This window comes from Sulfurovum sp. MH2-6, from assembly GCF_058374785.1.
In genome coordinates, this window is record NZ_CM178170.1 from 937,594 (window position 1) to 952,798 (window position 15,205).

Genomic DNA, 15,205 nt, shown 5'->3' on the forward strand with positions numbered 1-15,205 from the left:
AATGAAAACCTTATAATCTAACATATTGTATAAGGTTATCCGTTGTAGCGACGTTCGCAAGGCATAAATCTATACCCCTCAATAGAAAACCTTATAAAACGTTCTCTATAGAACGTTTTATCATGAAAACTGTCAATGATGAAGAAGACTGCTGATCTGTTCGATCTCGTCACTCTCAAGCACTATCCGGTCAGTTTCCAGATCGTCTCTCATATGTTCTTTGGAGGTGGTACCGCTTAGCGGGGTGATGCCCTGTGAGATAAGGTAGGCAAAAAATATCTGTGCCTCGCTTTTTCGGTATTTCAGTGCCAGCTTCATAATGGTTCTGCTGCCAAGTAGATGCGGGTTGGCTGTCAGGCTCCAAAAGCTTTGATAGGTGATATGCTGTGCGTTACACCACGCTCGTAAATGCACATCATAGTCACTCTCTTCATAAAACCGGTTCTGCACGATAGCGGGTTTGATCTCTGCTTCACTGTAGAGACGTTTTAGAACATTGAGATCATAGCAGTTGCTGATCCCCAGTGCCTTTGCTTCACCTCTTTCATAGATCTTCTCCATCGCTCTCCATACTGCTATCAGGTGTGCAAACGGAAAGAGAGGCGTGTGGAGGATCAGTGCATCGACGTAGTCACTTTTTAGATTGTTTTTTGAAACCTCGAATGACTGTGCCACCTGTTCGGATAAGGGGGCATCTTTATCATAGGGAATGGCGCTCGGGTCATGTCCTGTAACCGGAGTGAATTTCGTTTGGATGAAGAGTTCGCTTCGGTCAATACCGCTGAGCTTCAGGGCATCTCCTACAAGCGCTTCATTGTAGTGTTTGGGTTGGCAGGCGGTGTCGATTCCCTTAAATCCGGATTTCAATGCCTCCAGGACCAGCCTGGCCGTTTGATCTTTTTTCCATGCCGTCCCGTAGATGAGAGAAGGCATAGGAGTCGTGTTCTGATTTTCGTGCATGAGAGGTCTCTTTAGGATGATAGATTGTGTTCTTTCAAAAACATGGCAAGCTGAGAGTCTATACTGATAACGTGTCTTTTGAACTTCTCATAGGCATAGTCATTGATATAGGATCTTCCAAACGCAGGAATCCTTTGTGCTTTTTCATAAAAGTATTGCATCTCGTTTAAAAGATTTGTATGCTCATCGCAATGCTCCTGCTTTCCATAGAAGTCATGTTCGGTCATGATACGCTCTTCGTAGGCAAAATGCTCTTTGGTATGTGTGATCATCTCTTCAAAAAGCGGAAGGAAATCTCTCTTGTTGCATGATTTTATTTTGGAAAGAAGATCCAAAAACTCATCATGTATTTTGTCCATATCGGGGATATTGAGTTGTAAATTATCTTGCATCGTATCTCATTTGCCTCTCTGCCAATTTTGTAAGGTTTTGTTGTGATTTAGTGTTTCTCATGTGAACCGCAACCACATCCGCCGAGCATACCTATCACATAGTGGTCATCCACCTCGGTGATGTCAAAAGTGTGCTTTCCGCAGAAACTGTTTTCCATAAAAGAGAGTTGTGTTTCAGCAGCATTTTTAGCACGCTCTTTCGTCTCAAAGGTAACGATCTGACTTAAACCGTCTCTTTTTGCGCAGCTGCAGAGTTTTTCGATAATGACGTGATGTTCCATGATTTTTCCTTTTTATGTTTTTAGATACAGATGCATTCTTTGTTCTTAAGCGGGCTGTTGCGTCCCCGAATCAGGTGATCATTTTCTGTTCCCGTTTGAGTATGGCAAGTAGTTTGAAAAAGCATCCTCCTTTAAATATGTATCTTCCATTTTCATAAAGGATAGCATGATGATAGAGTGGTACCATCAGGCCCAAATCCTCTTTTTTTACGGTGTAGTTTTTCCGGCACCCTGCGCAGTAAAGTTCAATTTTATTCTCTTTCATAACAACATAGTTGCAAAAAACGTTCGATATTTCCTTCTCTGGCACATTAATTGCACAAGGTATCCATATAGCTTGATAAAGGAGTCATTTATGGTCAACAGAGCCAAGATAAAAGAGTTACTGAATGAGAGTGCTTGTTCTCACAGTAAGGATAAAAAACCCGGAGAGGGGTGTGACAAACCCAAGCCTGGACTTTCCGCGGGAGGGTGTGCTTTTGACGGTGCACAGATCTCGCTCTTTCCCTATGCCGATGCCGTGCATCTGGTCCATGGACCGCAAACCTGCCTTGGGGCGTCCTGGGAGACAAGAGAGACATTGAGCTCTTATGAAGGCCGTGATCATACGGTCATGGGGTTTACTACGGGTATCAGAACCAATGATGTGATCTTCGGTGGCGATAAGAGACTGGAAGAGTCGATAGACTTTATTATGAAAGAGTATGCCCCTGAAGCGATCTTTGTCTACTCGACCTGTGTGACGGCAATGGTCGGGGATGATATCGACATGACCTGTAAGCTGGGGAGTGAGAAACACGGTGTACCCGTAGTCCCTGTCCATGCTCCCGGATTTGTCGGGGGGAAAAACCTCGGGTCCCGCATCGCCGGAGAAGCAGTGCTCGAACATCTGATCGGGACCAAAGAGCCCGAATATACCACCCCTTATGATATCAACCTTATCGGGGACTATAACGTCACCGGAGATATGTGGCAGTATCTGCCTCTGTTTGAAAAGATCGGTATCCGTGTACTCAGTTCACTCAGCGGTGACGGAAGAGTAGGGAGTATCCGTACGGCACACCGTGCCAAGCTCAATGTGATCGTCTGTGCAAAGTCTCTGATCACCTTGTGTAGAAAGCTGAATGAGCAGTATGACATTCCGTGGATCTCTGTCTCCTTTTACGGGAAGCGGGATACCGCTTTTGCGATCCGTGAGATCGTGAAGGCTTTGGGGGACGAGAAGCTGATCGCCAGAGCCGAAGAGGTGTTGAGAGAAGAAGAGGAGAAACTTGAAGCACGCCTGAAACCCTATAAAGCGCTCTTTGCAGGGAAAAAAGCCGTACTCAATACCGGAGGGAACAAGTCATGGTCTATCGCATCGGGGCTTCAGGATCTCGGTATCGAGGTCGTCGCAACATCGATCAGAAAATCCACAGAGGATGATATAGAAAAGGCAAAAAACTATCTCGGACCGGATGCGGTACTGATGAAGACGCCGGCTTCCCAACAGTCTAAGGTGATCGATGAGAAAGGTGCGGATATCCTGCTTGCAGGAGGGAGAAGTCTCTATACGGCGATCAAAAAGAAGATCTCATTTATCGATGTCAACCAGGAGAAGAAGGTAAGTTACGGAGGGTTCGAGGGGCTGCTCAATCTGGCCGAAGACCTCAGACATGCCTTTAACAACCCGGTTTTTGCCAATGTCAGTAAAAAAGCCCCTTGGGATACAGCATCAACGGAGGTAGAGTAATGGAAGTCAATTACGCCATAGAACTTAGCAAACATGAGCATAAACCCCTACAGGTCAATCCTATCAAGCACTCCCAGCCTATGGGTGCGGCATTGGCATTTTACGGTATCCGCAACTGTCTGCCTCTGATGCATTCCGCACAGGGGTGTGCCTCGTACACGAAGGTATTTTTTACCCGGCATTTCAATGAGCCTATCCCGATGTATAACACTTCAGTCACCGATATCACGGCTGTACTGGATGGCGGGGATTATTCTATCCTGATGTCTATTGAAAACATTACGAAGAAAAACAAGTTCACCCCGGAACTGATAGGACTGCACACGACAGGCCTGACCGAGACAAAAGGGGATGATGTAAGGGGCGTCGGACAACATATAGAGATACCCTACTGTTATGTCAATACCCCCGACTATGAGGGGGGAATGGAGAGCGGATGGGCACTGACTGCCAAAGCATTGATCGAACAGCATACCAGACCATACACACAGGTGAGACCCAATAAGCTGTTGCTGCTTCCGCATGTGAGTATGCAGCCTGTCGAGGTGGAGAAGATCAAAGCGCTGTGCGAAAGCTTCGGATTTGAAACCTATGCCTTGCCTGATCTCTCTACCTCTATGGACGGGTTTTTCGGTGAGCAGCAGGGGAAACTGGCACAAGGCGGTATAGGGATCGATGAGATAGAAACACTTGGAAACTGTGCCACAGTGATCTCTATCGGAGATTCTATGCGTATTGCCGCCGAAGCACTGCTGGAGAAAAATCCCCATATCAGACATCTGCATTTTGATCACCTGATGGGACAGGATATGACCGACAATTTTGTAGGTGCATTAATGGAGATCAGAGAGATAGCGCCTACACCGTCGATAAAAAGATGGAGGGGACGTCTGCAGGATGCGATGCTGGATACGCATTTTCTGATAGGGTCATCACGTTTTGTGATCACCGGTGAGCCTGACATGTGTGTGGGGATCGCTGAACTGCTTCAGAGTGTCGGAGGAACGATAGATGCCGTGGTAGCGACGGTCTATAGTCCGGCTCTTGAAAAAATAGAGGCAAAAAAGGTCTTTGTCGGAGACCTGGAAGATGCAAGAGCAGACTTTCAAGATGCAGATCTTGTCATCAGTAATTTCCATGCGGAACGAATCTTGCATATGGATGCGCAGAGCCATACAGGGCTGATACTCAGAGGCTTCCCAAATTACGAAGAACTGGGGAATCAACTTAAAAGTGATCAGCTTTATGAAGGAGGTGCCTACTTCCTTTTCGAGGTTGCCAATAAACTACGGGAGATGAAACATCATGGGTGAATCAATGAAAATAACAGTAGAAAACACAGAAGAACTGGAGAATAGTATCAAGGTGGCATTTGCAACCAAAGATCTTGAGAGCATCAATGCACACTTTGGCGGTGCCAAGGAGTTCATTGTCTATAACGTTTCCAAAGACGGCTTTGTACTCGATGGTGTCATCAAAACGGATACCTCTGAAATGACCGGTGATGATAAGACCGATTTTAAGGTCAAGGCACTTAAAGGTATCAATATCATGTACTGTGAATCGATCGGAGGGACAGCTGCAGCCAAGGTGATCCGTGCCGGAATGAACCCGATGAAAGTACAGGAGCCCAGAGCGATCGAAGAGGTACTGAAAGAGCTCATAGAGATGATCAATACCAACCCGCCGCCGTGGATCAAAAGAATTATGAATATTGAAACGGTTGAAGATCCGAGACTGGAACGCTGGACAGATGAATAACAAAATGTGCAGGGTGGATGTAGTCCACCTTTAAAGAGTGCTTTGGTGGGACTTTCCCACCCTTACAGTATAAAAAACAACAGGAAAGAAGATGATAGATACAACACTGGAACACAATGCATTTACCGAGGAGCTGATCCGTCAGCTCAGAGCTACCGACCAGTTCGGAAACTGGGCAAAGATGAGTGATGAAGAACTCTTGACCAAGAAATATGTCAAGACAAAAGAGGATCTCAAAAATATACCTATTATTGCCGATATCGACGAGATGCTGATCGGAGAGATCAAAATGATCTTCAAGGCCATCGCCCTTCAGTTTGAAAGAAAGACCGGTGTGATGTGCAATGTCGTCATGGAGATGAGTCATGAAGGATTCGGAAGGTGTATCGTGATCGCAGACAAGATCGTACTGGTAGACAAATACTTCAAAGATGCACACCGTTTTGGGTATAGAACCATTGATAAACTTTATGAAGATGGACAAAAACATCTGGACAAGGCATTCAGTATCTATGAACAGTACAAACCGTGTATCAATAAGTAGTAGATAGCAGGGAGTAAGTAGCAGGGAGCAGGGAGCAGGTTTTTCTTGTTCCCGACGTCCTCGTTGGGAATGCATACCTGAATAGGAAGCAGAGTTGACGTTTGCATTCCCAAGCTGGAGCTTGGGAACGAGGCTTATAGTAGATAGTGAGTAGTAGGTAGCAGGGAGTAAGTAGCAGGTAGCAACAGATTTTTGTAAACAAAAATCCAGAGCACAAGTGCGTGGGCGCCCAGTAGGAAGTACTCTTGGGGTGCTCACCGCCGAGGTTATCGCAGTGTATACCTTTAGGTGGAACTCAGCGTTAGCAATCTTGTGAAAAAAAGTTGCCTAAATGGCAAGTTTTTTGCAAAAGAGACTTTAGAAGCTTAGCTTTGAAAGCGTTATTAAAAAGGAGAAAAAATGGCAAATGTAGGAATTTTCGTTGGAAGCAGCAGCGGTGTGACACAGGCAGCAGGAGAACAGCTAGAGGAGTTGTTTGACGGGGCTGAGCTGATCAATATGGAAGAGGATTATGACGATCTTGATCAGTTCGATGAGTTTGATGTACTCTTGATCGGTTCATCTACATGGGGGCAGGGGGACCCACAGCGTGACTGGGTAGACCCTCTTTATGAAATGGAAAATGATGAACCTGACTTTAATGGTAAAAAGGTTGCTTTTTTCGGAGCGGGTGATCAGGATACTCATGGTGAAGAGTTTATCAGTGCGTTGGGGAAAATGAAAGATACTTTCACCAAATTGGGTGCCGATACCGAGTATGGATATTGGCCGACAGAAGGTTACACCTATAAATACTCTGCAGCTGAGAAAGATGGAAAATTCTGTGGTTTGGCTATCGATGATGTAAATCAAGCGGAGTTGACTTCAGAGAGAATCACTACTTGGGCTGAACAGCTCAAGAATGAAATGGGTATCTAACGACAAATTTGTCGGAATTTGTAATAAATATCATAAGTTTAATCTATCTGATTAGACTAAAAATTGCAAAGTGTATTAAAAGGATTTAAGATGAGTGCATTACAGGAATTTAAAACAATAACAGATGCTGAAGACTATTTTGATTTTTTTGATCTTGAGTATGATGAGAGATTGGTGTATGTCAAACGTTTTCACATTATGAAAAAATACGGAGAGATGATACAGAAAGCAGATGGTCATGATCTCGGTAGTGATGAGAAGTTGTTGGATTATTATAAATTTGCCCTGATCTCGGTTTACAAAAACTTTGAGAACGGATATTCTCCTTCAGCTGCGGAGATTTGGGATACATTTGGAAAACCGAGTGCTTGTAGTACCTGTTCAACTTCTTCAAGCTGTAATGATATAGAGGAGGTAAGCAATGGAGTTCACTCATGCACAAGCCAAACAAATCTCAGCTTCAACTAAAGATGAGATCCTGCCGGTATTTCACCTGGGACAGAGAGTACGTATCACCAAGCCTATACGGAATGACGGCTCCAACCCTTTTCATTCGCCTGATGCGATCCTGGTTCAGCCCGGGGCAGAAGGGTATGTGACCCATATCGGTGACTGGCTGCAAGTGATACGTATCTATGAAGTACATTTTATCGAAGAGGGATCTACCTACGGTTGCCGTGAGGCAGAGCTGGTGGCTATCGATGATGTAGACGGCTATGATGAAGTCGAAGAAGAACTTAGATGGTTAAAAGAACACCGTGAAAAAAAAGCTGCCGAGAAGGCAGCGAAGCAATCTCAAAACAAAGGAAGCGATGACTGAGTTTTGAGTATTCGCACAGATCTCATATCTATGATAGATATGAAGATCAAAAATATAAAAGGAGGAACTATGGTAAATATTATCTTCTGCGGTTTCGGTGAAGGTATGGATAAGCGGGTTGTTGCAAAGCAAGGGGACGTACTTTTACGTGTAGCGACCAACAATGGCATCACCATTCCTACAGAATGTACTGACGGTATGTGTGGTAGTTGTGCTGTAAGAGTCGAAGAGCTTGAGACTATTCCTAATGAGGCTGCTGAGTTTGAGAGCAAGGTAGACCCTGATTCCTGGGATAAAGACAAATACACAACTTACATGGAAGACAAGGAACTTAATACACTTGTTGAGATGGGTGCTATTACAAAAAAAGAGGCTGAGGTAGCACAACAGTATGCTCAACAGACACCGATAAGATTGGCTTGTCAGTGTATTATCAAGGGCTCAATGCTCGTTAAGCCATTTGAATAAAAAGGAGACAAACAATGACAACTAGAGTAGAGATCATTAATGATTTTTTGGCAATCAATGTAACACCGGGTAAAACAATTCAGGATATCGTAGAAGCATCAGGTTCTGCACTGCCGTTTGGGTGCCGTGACGGTGAATGTGGTACCTGTGTAGTACTTGTTGAATCAGGGATGGAGTTTTTGAGCGACATGACTGATAAAGAAAAGGCTGTAATGAAAACAATCGGTGAAACAAGCCCTAAAGCTCGTCTTGCTTGCCAAATGAAGATCACAAGTCCAAATGGTCTTGTTCGTCTAAAATACTAATTGTTATAGACTCTTTCTCCGGATTTTCCGGAGAGTGGAAGTAATCCTTATTAAAGTGATCTCATGATCTTTTTAATGATGATTATCCTTTTTTTTGAATAAAGATTCATTTTTGTGCATACTGGAACAAAATATGCATAGAATAAAGAGTAAAATGAAATTATATACTACAAGAGGATATCTATGGCAATCAAGCAAGTCTTTAATCTCAAACAAAAACAGATACCGCGTCTCTCAATGCAGACATGGTTGCCCTTGCTGCAGTGTTCACTCTCGGATCTGGAAAAACATATACAGAATATCGCCAATGAAAACCCGTGTCTTGAAGTAAATTCCGGGTTTGAAGTAGCGGAAAGTTCATCAAGCAGTGCACACGAGGCCTACCTCTCCTACCAAAACCGTGTCTCCAATGCATCAAGTGATGAGATAGAGTGGATGAGTATATCGACGCAGTCGCTTTATGAAAAACTGGATGAACAGATCGCTGCACCGCTTTTCCCTACACCGATCTCTCAGAAGATCGCAAAACAGATCATATTTTATATCAGTGATGAGGGGTATTTTGAAGGGGATATCGAGGAGATCGCCGCACAGTGTGGTGTCTCTGCTGCACAGGTAGAGTCGGTACGACAGCGTTTTGCCTATCTACAGCCGTACGGGGTAGGGGCAAGGGACTATAAAGAGTCCTTTCTGTTTCAGCTCAATGAGTTTGACCTGGATGATGATATGAGTCTGCTGCTCAGTGCAATGATCATACAGTTCGAGTCTTTGGAGAAGTTTCTGAACCATCCAAGGGCTTCGGAAGCAAAAGAGATACTCAAACATCTTAAAAATCCGCCGGCGATCAAGTATATGGAGAGTGAACCGCCTATCCTGCCTGATCTTTTTGTCTATTTTGATCAAGAAGGGTTGACGATCAAGATGAATCATTCGTTTTATCCCGATCTCAAAGTGACACAGATCGACAAATATGAGAATTTCGCAAAACAGAAATTTAAAGAAGCCAGAGAACTTGTCAAGCTCCTGGATCTGAGAAAGAGCACACTCTACAATATTACACTGGTACTGATAGAGAAGCAGTACCAGTTTTTTATGGGCGGTACGTTAAACCCCCTGAAACTTCAGGATGTTGCAGAAGAGCTTGGATTTAACGAATCGACGATATCCCGGGCGATCAACGGAAAGTATCTGGAGACAGAACAGGGCATCTTCTCCTTCAAAGAGTTCTTCTCCAATGCGATAGGCAATGTCTCTACCGCAGAGCTTAAAGAGTTTATCCAAAGGTTGATCCACTCTGAAGATAAAAGCAAACCCTATAGTGATAAGGTGATCCATGAGATGCTCGAAGGACGTTTCGGTATCCAGATGGTACGAAGGTCCATTGCCAAGTACCGCCAGGAGCTGGATATCCCTTCCTTTAAAGAGAGAAAGTTTCTTTATCAGCTTGAGATGCTCTAAGGGGACAGCGCTCTATCCGTCCGTTAAAAGATCAAACATTGTAATGAGAGTGATACCACTGACAAGAAGTGTAGCGAAAGTCAATTTGGAAGCCAGTTTTGCATCACAGCCGTATGTTCTGGAAAAGACTACAGTTAAGAGGGCAGAGGGCATGGCCGCTTCCAGTATCATCACCTGTATCTGCCAACTTTGAAGATCCATGGCTAAGGTAGGTACCCATAGCATCAGAGGTTTGAGGATGAGTTTGATCAGGACGGTAAAGAGTATGATACCTATCACCTCAAGCATACCTGAGAAATGCAGCAGTACCCCGACTGTCATTGCTATCAAAAATGTATTGGCAGAGGACAACACGTTTAAAAAGTCAAATATCGGAGTGAGCAACAGACCTTCGACGGGAAGATTCATTATGGACCAGAGGATACCTGCAAGGAGTGAGAAAAAAAGCGGGGACTTGAAAAAGCCAAGCGCCGCAACGACCTTTTCTTTAGGATCGAGATTTCTTTTTCCGTAATAGATAGCGACCATTGTACCAACAGTAAAAAGGACCGGAGCAAGTCCGACTTCAGAGATGATGACAGCCTCGGCCAATGTATCACTATTGCCGGGGAAAACCTCTGAAATCAATGCATATCCCAAAAACGATGAACTTCCAAAGGCTGATGTCAACATAAACGCACCCATCTGGGGATTTTCCAGATGCAGTCTTTTCCCTACCTGCCATGCCAAAACCAGGGAGAGTAGTTCAGCAACTACCATGAAAAGAGCCAGTAGAGCATACCTGGGATATAGCGTTGCGTGTGAGAGCGAAGAGAAGACAAGTGCAGGCAACGTCAGGTGTGTCACCAAGTCAGCAAAAAGCTTTCCCTGTTCTTCTTTGAGTAATCCTACTCTTCTCAATAAAATTGCACTCAGTATCACACCCGTTAAAATGACGATTGATGTTATTATTTTCTCATGCATCTCTATCCCCGGTTCGTTTTAGTGCATTGTTCCGTTTATTTTGAAAGATGTTGTAGTTTACATTATCCTTCATCACCTCTAAGTAGAAGCTTAATGTTCAGAAATGCGCATGGGAGCGGTGAAACAGGGGATTGTCTTTCGCACAGGATGCGTAACCACGCACCAAAATAGAGGGTTAATTACCTTATAAAAGAGAAAAATGGGTTATGGACTTATGACGGTAGTAGGTATTCCACCTCAGGTGAGGCGGAACACGGAGTGGAAGTCACGCGTTAACTCGCAGGCGTATCTTCCGGAGTGAAGCTCTCAGTTACACTCGGAGCGGTTTTCTCGACTACAGAGTGGGAGAGTGCATCTTCGTTGGTCTCTCCGGTACGGATACGTTCTACTTCCATGACAGGCGTGACCCACATTTTCCCTGAACCTTTTTCAGAGTTTCTCGCATTGTCACGTATCGCCTCTTTTGCAAGCTCCTTGTAGGTGACATTGGAGACGACAATATCCACTCTGATGTGTTCATCGACATCTTTCATGGTATCGATGAATTTACCTTTACCTTTTACCTTACTTAATGTTATACCCTCTATCTCTGAAGATTTGAGATCTTCCAGGACACCTTTGATACATTCTTTGTTGATGATGGCAGTGATTAAATACATTTTATCTTCCTTTTTATTTAATGTATCTATCCGTATGCATATAGTGTTCCAGAAGTGACAGATAGTATAGATCATAGGACAATTTTGTAGTTTTTTTATAAATTAAACAATTTTGTATCGTCAATGACCTATGAAGGATGATCACTTTAGAACACTATTTGCATAGCTTTATTAAAAGAGTATAAAGGAATACAAAATGGCTAGAAATGATCTTATCGGCGGTGCGCTTTGGGAAGAGTATTCACAAGAGGTACAAAAAAGAATGGATAACCCTGTAAATATGGGAGAGATCACCAATGCAGAGGCAGGGAAAAACACTTTGGTGATCGCAGATTTCGGTGCGGAGAGCTGTGGCGATGCGGTGAGACTCTACTGGTTGGTTGATCCAAAAGATGACAGGATCATCAATAGCAAGTTCAAAAGTTTCGGCTGCGGTACTGCTATCGCCAGTTCGGATATGATGGCGGAACTCTGTATGGGGAAAACCGTTGATGAGGCAGTAAAGATCACGAACATTGATGTGGAAAAAGCATTGAGAGATACGCCCGATGTTCCTGCCGTACCGGGGCAGAAGATGCACTGTTCGGTGATGGCCTACGATGTGATCAAAAAAGCCGCTTCCCTCTATAAAAATGTGGATATGGAGAGTTTTGAAGATGAGTTTATCCTCTGTGAATGTGCAAGGGTTACACAGGAGACGATCCAGGAGATCATCCGTTTGAACAAACTTACTACGATAGAAGAGATCGTTGACTATACCAAAGCCGGTGCATTCTGTAAGTCCTGTGTCAAACCGGGAGGACATGAGGCTAAAGATGTCTACCTGGTCGATCTCCTTGCAACGGCACTTGAAGAGAAAGAGGCACAGGAGAAGTCACGTAAGATCATTGAGGCGAAGGGTGACGGTTCATTTGAGTCGATGGGACTGGTACAGAAGATCAAGTCGGTCGAATCTATTTTGGAGGAGTATATCAGACCTACGCTCAAAGCGGACGGCGGGGATGTGGAACTCGTAGATATCAAAGAGGTGGATGAGGTCTTTGAAGTGTTGATCAAGTACCAAGGGGAGTGTATGAGCTGTTCGATGAATACGACGACGACACTTGCAGGGATCGAAGATATGCTCAAGTTTAAGCTCAAAGCACCTCTGAAAGTGATCGTAGTCTAATGGAGTATGCGACCAAAGAGGGGACCTTCGCCTATCTAAAGAAGTTCTCCAAATATAACAAAGATTTTTTCAGATATAACGGGGAGTATTTCGTCTCATCATTGGGGCTTGGTACTTTCCGTAAAGAGCCCTATAGAGAAGAGAACTATGTGATTAACTATAAGGATTCTGTAAAAACCGCTGTTGAAAACGGGATCAATGTGATAGACACAGCGATCAACTACCGCTATCAGGTAAGCGAACAGGAGATCGGTGAAGCACTGCAGGAGATGTTTGCCGAGGGTAAAGTCGATAGAGAAGCCTTGGTGGTTACCTCCAAAGCAGGGTTTATCCCCCTTGAGTTCCCTTTTCCTGAAGATCCTTATGCGTGGATCAAGGAGAATATCGTGGATAAGGGGTTGGCTGCAAAAGAGGAGATCGTGATCGATCAGCACTGTATGAGTCCGGAGTATCTGAGATGGAGTGTGGAGAGATCACTGGATAACCTGGGGCTAGATACGCTGGATATCCTCTATCTACACAACCCCGAAACGCAACTGGGGTATGTAGAGAGAGAAGTGGTACTTGAACGTATCAAGGCGGCTTTCACGCTTTTTGAGTCTTTGGTCGAAGAGGGCAAGATACGTGCTTACGGGATCGCGTCATGGAATACGTTTTTATATGAAGAGGGGCATACGGAGTACCTGAGTCTCTCCGAGATCGTAAAGATAGCAGAGGCGGCAGGCGGAAAGTCTCACCACTTCAAGTATCTGCAGGCACCTTTCAATCTTGCAAAACCGCATGCGTACAGCTATAGCAACCAAAAAGGACCTGACGGCAAGTACTACACATTGATGCAGGCTGCACAGGGGTATGGGCTCGGTTTGTTCGCTTCATCCTCACTGCTTCAGATGAACCTTTTTAAAGGGAAATTCAGTGAGAAGATACGTGAAACGTTGGAGACGGAGCATGTTACCGATGTTGCTACTGCTTTGCAGTTCGCCAGATCGGGCAATGTACTCAGTGCACTTTTTGGTTCTATCGAGCCGCAACATATCAAAGAGAACCTTGCTCTGGCCTATCTCAGTGAGGCCAAGCCTGCTCAGGTAGCGCGTCTTTTCGGAGTCAGAGATGCTGTATGATGTCGTCGTGGTCGGTAGTGGTATATCCGGTCTCTATGCCGCACTCTATGCACAAAGAAGCGGTGCAAAAGTGGCCGTGCTTACCAAAGGGAACCCTATGCGTTCCAACTCCGCTGTGGCATCCGGCGGTATCAATGCGGTGATCAACCTGGGGGAGTATGACTCCTACTTGCAACATGCAGATGATACGATTGCAGGTGCAGACGGTCTGGTCCATGAAGAGAATATCAAAAATATGTGCCAGGAAGCGCCCAATATCATCCAAGAGCTCTCAAAAATGGGGGTGAGATTTGATACCAATGAGGATGAGAGTATCGCACAGCGGCCGTTTGGCGGAGGGAGTGCCGTAAGAACCTGCTATATCGCAGACAGAACAGGCTCTGCTATCGTCATGTCTCTGCTGCAGGAGTGCCGCAAAGCAGGGATCAAGCTACTGACAAACTATAAACTCTTAAATATCATCAAGTATGAGGAGAAGCTGGCGGGTATCAGTGTGCTTCGCAGGGCTGATTCGCAGGTGATCGCTTTGGCCTGTAAGTCGCTTGTCCTGGCAGGGGGAGGATATGCGGGAGTCTACAGGGGGCACTCTACCAATGCCCAGGAGAGTTCAGGGGATGTGATCGCTGCCGCATTTCGTGCAAATATCCTGCTTTCCAATCTGGAGTTCGTGCAGTTTCATCCTACGACCTTGAAAACAAACGGCGCATTGATCAGTGAAGCGGCGAGAGGCGAGGGGGCATACCTTGTAGATGAGACCGGTGAGCGGTTTACCGATGAGCTTCAAACCAGGGACAAACTCTCCAGGGAGATTCTGGAACATATGAACCGGGGACACAAAGTCTATCTTGACTTCAGGCATCTGGGAGAGGATCTGATCGATAAAAAACTCCCTTCATCAAGGAAGATGGCGCTCAATGCCGCCGGTGTGGATATCACAAAAGAGCTTTTGGAGATCACACCCTCCGCCCATTATACGATAGGCGGGATATGGACCAGGTCCGATACTTCGACCACCATGCAGGGCATATTCGCCTGTGGGGAGTGTGCGGTGACAGGGGTACACGGTGCTAACCGACTGGGAGGAAATTCTCTTTTGGAGGGAGCATACTTCGGAAGGATCGCAGGGTATGAGGCAGCAAAGTCAGCCTATAAAAAAGATTATCTTCCTATAGATTACTCTGAAGTGGAAAAAGATATGAACCGCGTCGAGCATATCATGAATGGAGAAAACAGGTTCAACATCAATGCGATGAGAGTAAGTCTCGGAGAGATGTTGTTTAAACATGTCGGACCTTTCAGATCTGAAGAAGGATTGGGAGATGCGATCTCCTATGTCACCTATCTTAGAGGGAAGCGTTATGGACTCAACTGTATCAATAAAGAGAAAGAGAACAATGTGGAACTCTCTTCCATTTTGGAGTTTCATAATGCACTCTTTATTGCTGAAGCGATGGCCAATGTTGCTTACCGGAGAAAAGAGAGCAGAGGAGTACACTTCCGAAGCGACTATCCGAATCAGGATAACAAACACTTCAATGTTGCCTCTTATTTAAGAAGAATCGGAAAGGAGTTTATGGAGATAACATTTGAAAACGCGGTAAAGAAAGATATGTGGCATACAGTCAAAAAATTGTTAATCATACTGAAAGGATAGA

General features: G+C 44.8%; 18 protein-coding genes. 13 read left to right on the forward strand and 5 right to left on the reverse strand.

The window, feature by feature from the left end; translation table 11 throughout:
* Nucleotides 1-132: 132 nt before the first annotated feature.
* From AC4JOV_RS04710 to AC4JOV_RS04720, 3 genes are read right to left on the reverse strand one after another with little or no spacing between them, the layout of a single operon-like run.
* Entirely contained in the window at nt 133-960 is an 828-nt protein-coding gene (locus AC4JOV_RS04710) for an aldo/keto reductase family protein (RefSeq protein WP_229936296.1), read from the reverse strand.
* An 11-nt stretch (nt 961-971) separates the two neighbouring features.
* Nucleotides 972-1,352 carry a hemerythrin domain-containing protein gene (locus AC4JOV_RS04715; RefSeq protein ID WP_229936295.1) on the reverse strand — a complete coding sequence of 127 codons (381 nt, stop codon included), beginning with the start codon at nt 1,350-1,352 and terminating at the stop codon, nt 972-974.
* A gap of 47 nt (nt 1,353-1,399) precedes the next feature.
* On the reverse strand, nt 1,400-1,633 hold the full coding sequence (locus AC4JOV_RS04720; RefSeq protein WP_229936294.1) for a hypothetical protein: 234 nt from the start codon (nt 1,631-1,633) through the stop codon (nt 1,400-1,402).
* 355 nt (nt 1,634-1,988) lie between these two features.
* Between AC4JOV_RS04720 and nifE the strand changes: the two genes are divergently transcribed.
* The 10 genes from nifE to rpoN all read left to right on the forward strand — a co-directional run bounded on the left by nifE (nt 1,989) and on the right by rpoN (nt 9,639).
* Nucleotides 1,989-3,365 carry a nitrogenase iron-molybdenum cofactor biosynthesis protein NifE gene (nifE, locus tag AC4JOV_RS04725; RefSeq protein WP_229936293.1) on the forward strand — a complete coding sequence of 459 codons (1,377 nt, stop codon included), beginning with the start codon at nt 1,989-1,991 and terminating at the stop codon, nt 3,363-3,365.
* Complete coding sequence (nifN, locus tag AC4JOV_RS04730) at nt 3,365-4,678, forward strand: nitrogenase iron-molybdenum cofactor biosynthesis protein NifN (protein ID WP_229936292.1); 1,314 nt, start codon at nt 3,365-3,367, stop codon at nt 4,676-4,678. Before nifE ends, nifN begins: the two co-directional genes overlap by 1 nt.
* A gap of 4 nt (nt 4,679-4,682) precedes the next feature.
* Nucleotides 4,683-5,126, forward strand: coding sequence for a nitrogen fixation protein NifX (gene nifX, locus AC4JOV_RS04735; RefSeq protein WP_229936291.1), 444 nt, complete (start codon nt 4,683-4,685; stop codon nt 5,124-5,126).
* 91 nt (nt 5,127-5,217) lie between these two features.
* Complete coding sequence (locus AC4JOV_RS04740) at nt 5,218-5,670, forward strand: NifX-associated nitrogen fixation protein (RefSeq protein WP_229936290.1); 453 nt, start codon at nt 5,218-5,220, stop codon at nt 5,668-5,670.
* 399 nt (nt 5,671-6,069) lie between these two features.
* Nucleotides 6,070-6,588, forward strand: coding sequence for a flavodoxin (locus AC4JOV_RS04745; RefSeq protein ID WP_229936289.1), 519 nt, complete (start codon nt 6,070-6,072; stop codon nt 6,586-6,588).
* A gap of 90 nt (nt 6,589-6,678) precedes the next feature.
* Nucleotides 6,679-7,056, forward strand: coding sequence for a nitrogenase-stabilizing/protective protein NifW (locus AC4JOV_RS04750; RefSeq protein WP_229936288.1), 378 nt, complete (start codon nt 6,679-6,681; stop codon nt 7,054-7,056).
* The gene (locus AC4JOV_RS04755) at nt 7,010-7,408 is read left to right on the forward strand and encodes a nitrogen fixation protein NifZ (RefSeq protein WP_229936287.1); all 399 of its coding nucleotides are present in this window, start codon (nt 7,010-7,012) and stop codon (nt 7,406-7,408) included. The genes AC4JOV_RS04750 and AC4JOV_RS04755 overlap by 47 nt, the downstream gene beginning before the upstream one ends.
* 69 nt (nt 7,409-7,477) lie before the next feature.
* On the forward strand, nt 7,478-7,876 hold the full coding sequence (locus tag AC4JOV_RS04760; RefSeq protein WP_229936286.1) for a 2Fe-2S iron-sulfur cluster-binding protein: 399 nt from the start codon (nt 7,478-7,480) through the stop codon (nt 7,874-7,876).
* Between the two features lie 14 nt (nt 7,877-7,890).
* Nucleotides 7,891-8,181: a 2Fe-2S iron-sulfur cluster-binding protein gene (locus AC4JOV_RS04765; protein WP_229936285.1), complete on the forward strand. Its 291-nt coding sequence runs from the start codon at nt 7,891-7,893 to the stop codon at nt 8,179-8,181.
* A 183-nt stretch (nt 8,182-8,364) separates the two neighbouring features.
* Nucleotides 8,365-9,639 (forward strand): RNA polymerase factor sigma-54, encoded by a 1,275-nt coding sequence (gene rpoN, locus AC4JOV_RS04770; protein WP_229936284.1) that lies wholly within the window; start codon nt 8,365-8,367, stop codon nt 9,637-9,639.
* 12 nt (nt 9,640-9,651) lie between these two features.
* Here rpoN and AC4JOV_RS04775 read toward each other — a convergent pair whose 3' ends face one another.
* Together AC4JOV_RS04775 and AC4JOV_RS04780 are read right to left on the reverse strand one after the other, a co-directional pair.
* Nucleotides 9,652-10,602: an AEC family transporter gene (locus AC4JOV_RS04775; protein ID WP_229936283.1), complete on the reverse strand. Its 951-nt coding sequence runs from the start codon at nt 10,600-10,602 to the stop codon at nt 9,652-9,654.
* Between the two features lie 272 nt (nt 10,603-10,874).
* Nucleotides 10,875-11,261, reverse strand: a complete 387-nt coding sequence (locus tag AC4JOV_RS04780; RefSeq protein WP_229936282.1) for a P-II family nitrogen regulator — start codon at nt 11,259-11,261, stop codon at nt 10,875-10,877.
* A gap of 196 nt (nt 11,262-11,457) precedes the next feature.
* On the opposite strand from AC4JOV_RS04780, the gene AC4JOV_RS04785 reads away from it, so the two are divergent.
* Genes AC4JOV_RS04785 through AC4JOV_RS04795 form a run of 3 tightly spaced genes read left to right on the forward strand, consistent with a single transcriptional unit; the run spans nt 11,458 to nt 15,204 of the window.
* A complete protein-coding gene (locus AC4JOV_RS04785; protein ID WP_229936281.1) occupies nt 11,458-12,429 on the forward strand; it encodes an iron-sulfur cluster assembly scaffold protein in 972 nt (323 codons plus the stop codon).
* A complete protein-coding gene (locus tag AC4JOV_RS04790) occupies nt 12,429-13,550 on the forward strand; it encodes an aldo/keto reductase (RefSeq protein ID WP_229936280.1) in 1,122 nt (373 codons plus the stop codon). Before AC4JOV_RS04785 ends, AC4JOV_RS04790 begins: the two co-directional genes overlap by 1 nt.
* Nucleotides 13,540-15,204, forward strand: a complete 1,665-nt coding sequence (locus tag AC4JOV_RS04795; RefSeq protein ID WP_229936279.1) for an L-aspartate oxidase — start codon at nt 13,540-13,542, stop codon at nt 15,202-15,204. Before AC4JOV_RS04790 ends, AC4JOV_RS04795 begins: the two co-directional genes overlap by 11 nt.
* The last annotated feature ends 1 nt before the right edge of the window (nt 15,205 follow it).

Coding starts and splice junctions, on each gene's coding strand:
- AC4JOV_RS04760 (WP_229936286.1), top strand. CDS start 7,478: ATGGTAAATATTATCTTCTGCGGTTTCGGTGAAGGTATGGATAAGCGG.
- AC4JOV_RS04785 (WP_229936281.1), top strand. CDS start 11,458: ATGGCTAGAAATGATCTTATCGGCGGTGCGCTTTGGGAAGAGTATTCA.
- AC4JOV_RS04745 (WP_229936289.1), top strand. CDS start 6,070: ATGGCAAATGTAGGAATTTTCGTTGGAAGCAGCAGCGGTGTGACACAG.
- nifX (WP_229936291.1), top strand. CDS start 4,683: ATGAAAATAACAGTAGAAAACACAGAAGAACTGGAGAATAGTATCAAG.
- AC4JOV_RS04715 (WP_229936295.1), bottom strand. CDS start 1,352: ATGCAAGATAATTTACAACTCAATATCCCCGATATGGACAAAATACAT.
- nifN (WP_229936292.1), top strand. CDS start 3,365: ATGGAAGTCAATTACGCCATAGAACTTAGCAAACATGAGCATAAACCC.
- nifE (WP_229936293.1), top strand. CDS start 1,989: ATGGTCAACAGAGCCAAGATAAAAGAGTTACTGAATGAGAGTGCTTGT.
- AC4JOV_RS04710 (WP_229936296.1), bottom strand. CDS start 960: ATGCACGAAAATCAGAACACGACTCCTATGCCTTCTCTCATCTACGGG.
- AC4JOV_RS04795 (WP_229936279.1), top strand. CDS start 13,540: ATGCTGTATGATGTCGTCGTGGTCGGTAGTGGTATATCCGGTCTCTAT.
- AC4JOV_RS04765 (WP_229936285.1), top strand. CDS start 7,891: ATGACAACTAGAGTAGAGATCATTAATGATTTTTTGGCAATCAATGTA.
- AC4JOV_RS04755 (WP_229936287.1), top strand. CDS start 7,010: ATGGAGTTCACTCATGCACAAGCCAAACAAATCTCAGCTTCAACTAAA.
- rpoN (WP_229936284.1), top strand. CDS start 8,365: ATGGCAATCAAGCAAGTCTTTAATCTCAAACAAAAACAGATACCGCGT.
- AC4JOV_RS04720 (WP_229936294.1), bottom strand. CDS start 1,633: ATGGAACATCACGTCATTATCGAAAAACTCTGCAGCTGCGCAAAAAGA.
- AC4JOV_RS04750 (WP_229936288.1), top strand. CDS start 6,679: ATGAGTGCATTACAGGAATTTAAAACAATAACAGATGCTGAAGACTAT.
- AC4JOV_RS04775 (WP_229936283.1), bottom strand. CDS start 10,602: ATGCATGAGAAAATAATAACATCAATCGTCATTTTAACGGGTGTGATA.
- AC4JOV_RS04790 (WP_229936280.1), top strand. CDS start 12,429: ATGGAGTATGCGACCAAAGAGGGGACCTTCGCCTATCTAAAGAAGTTC.
- AC4JOV_RS04780 (WP_229936282.1), bottom strand. CDS start 11,261: ATGTATTTAATCACTGCCATCATCAACAAAGAATGTATCAAAGGTGTC.
- AC4JOV_RS04740 (WP_229936290.1), top strand. CDS start 5,218: ATGATAGATACAACACTGGAACACAATGCATTTACCGAGGAGCTGATC.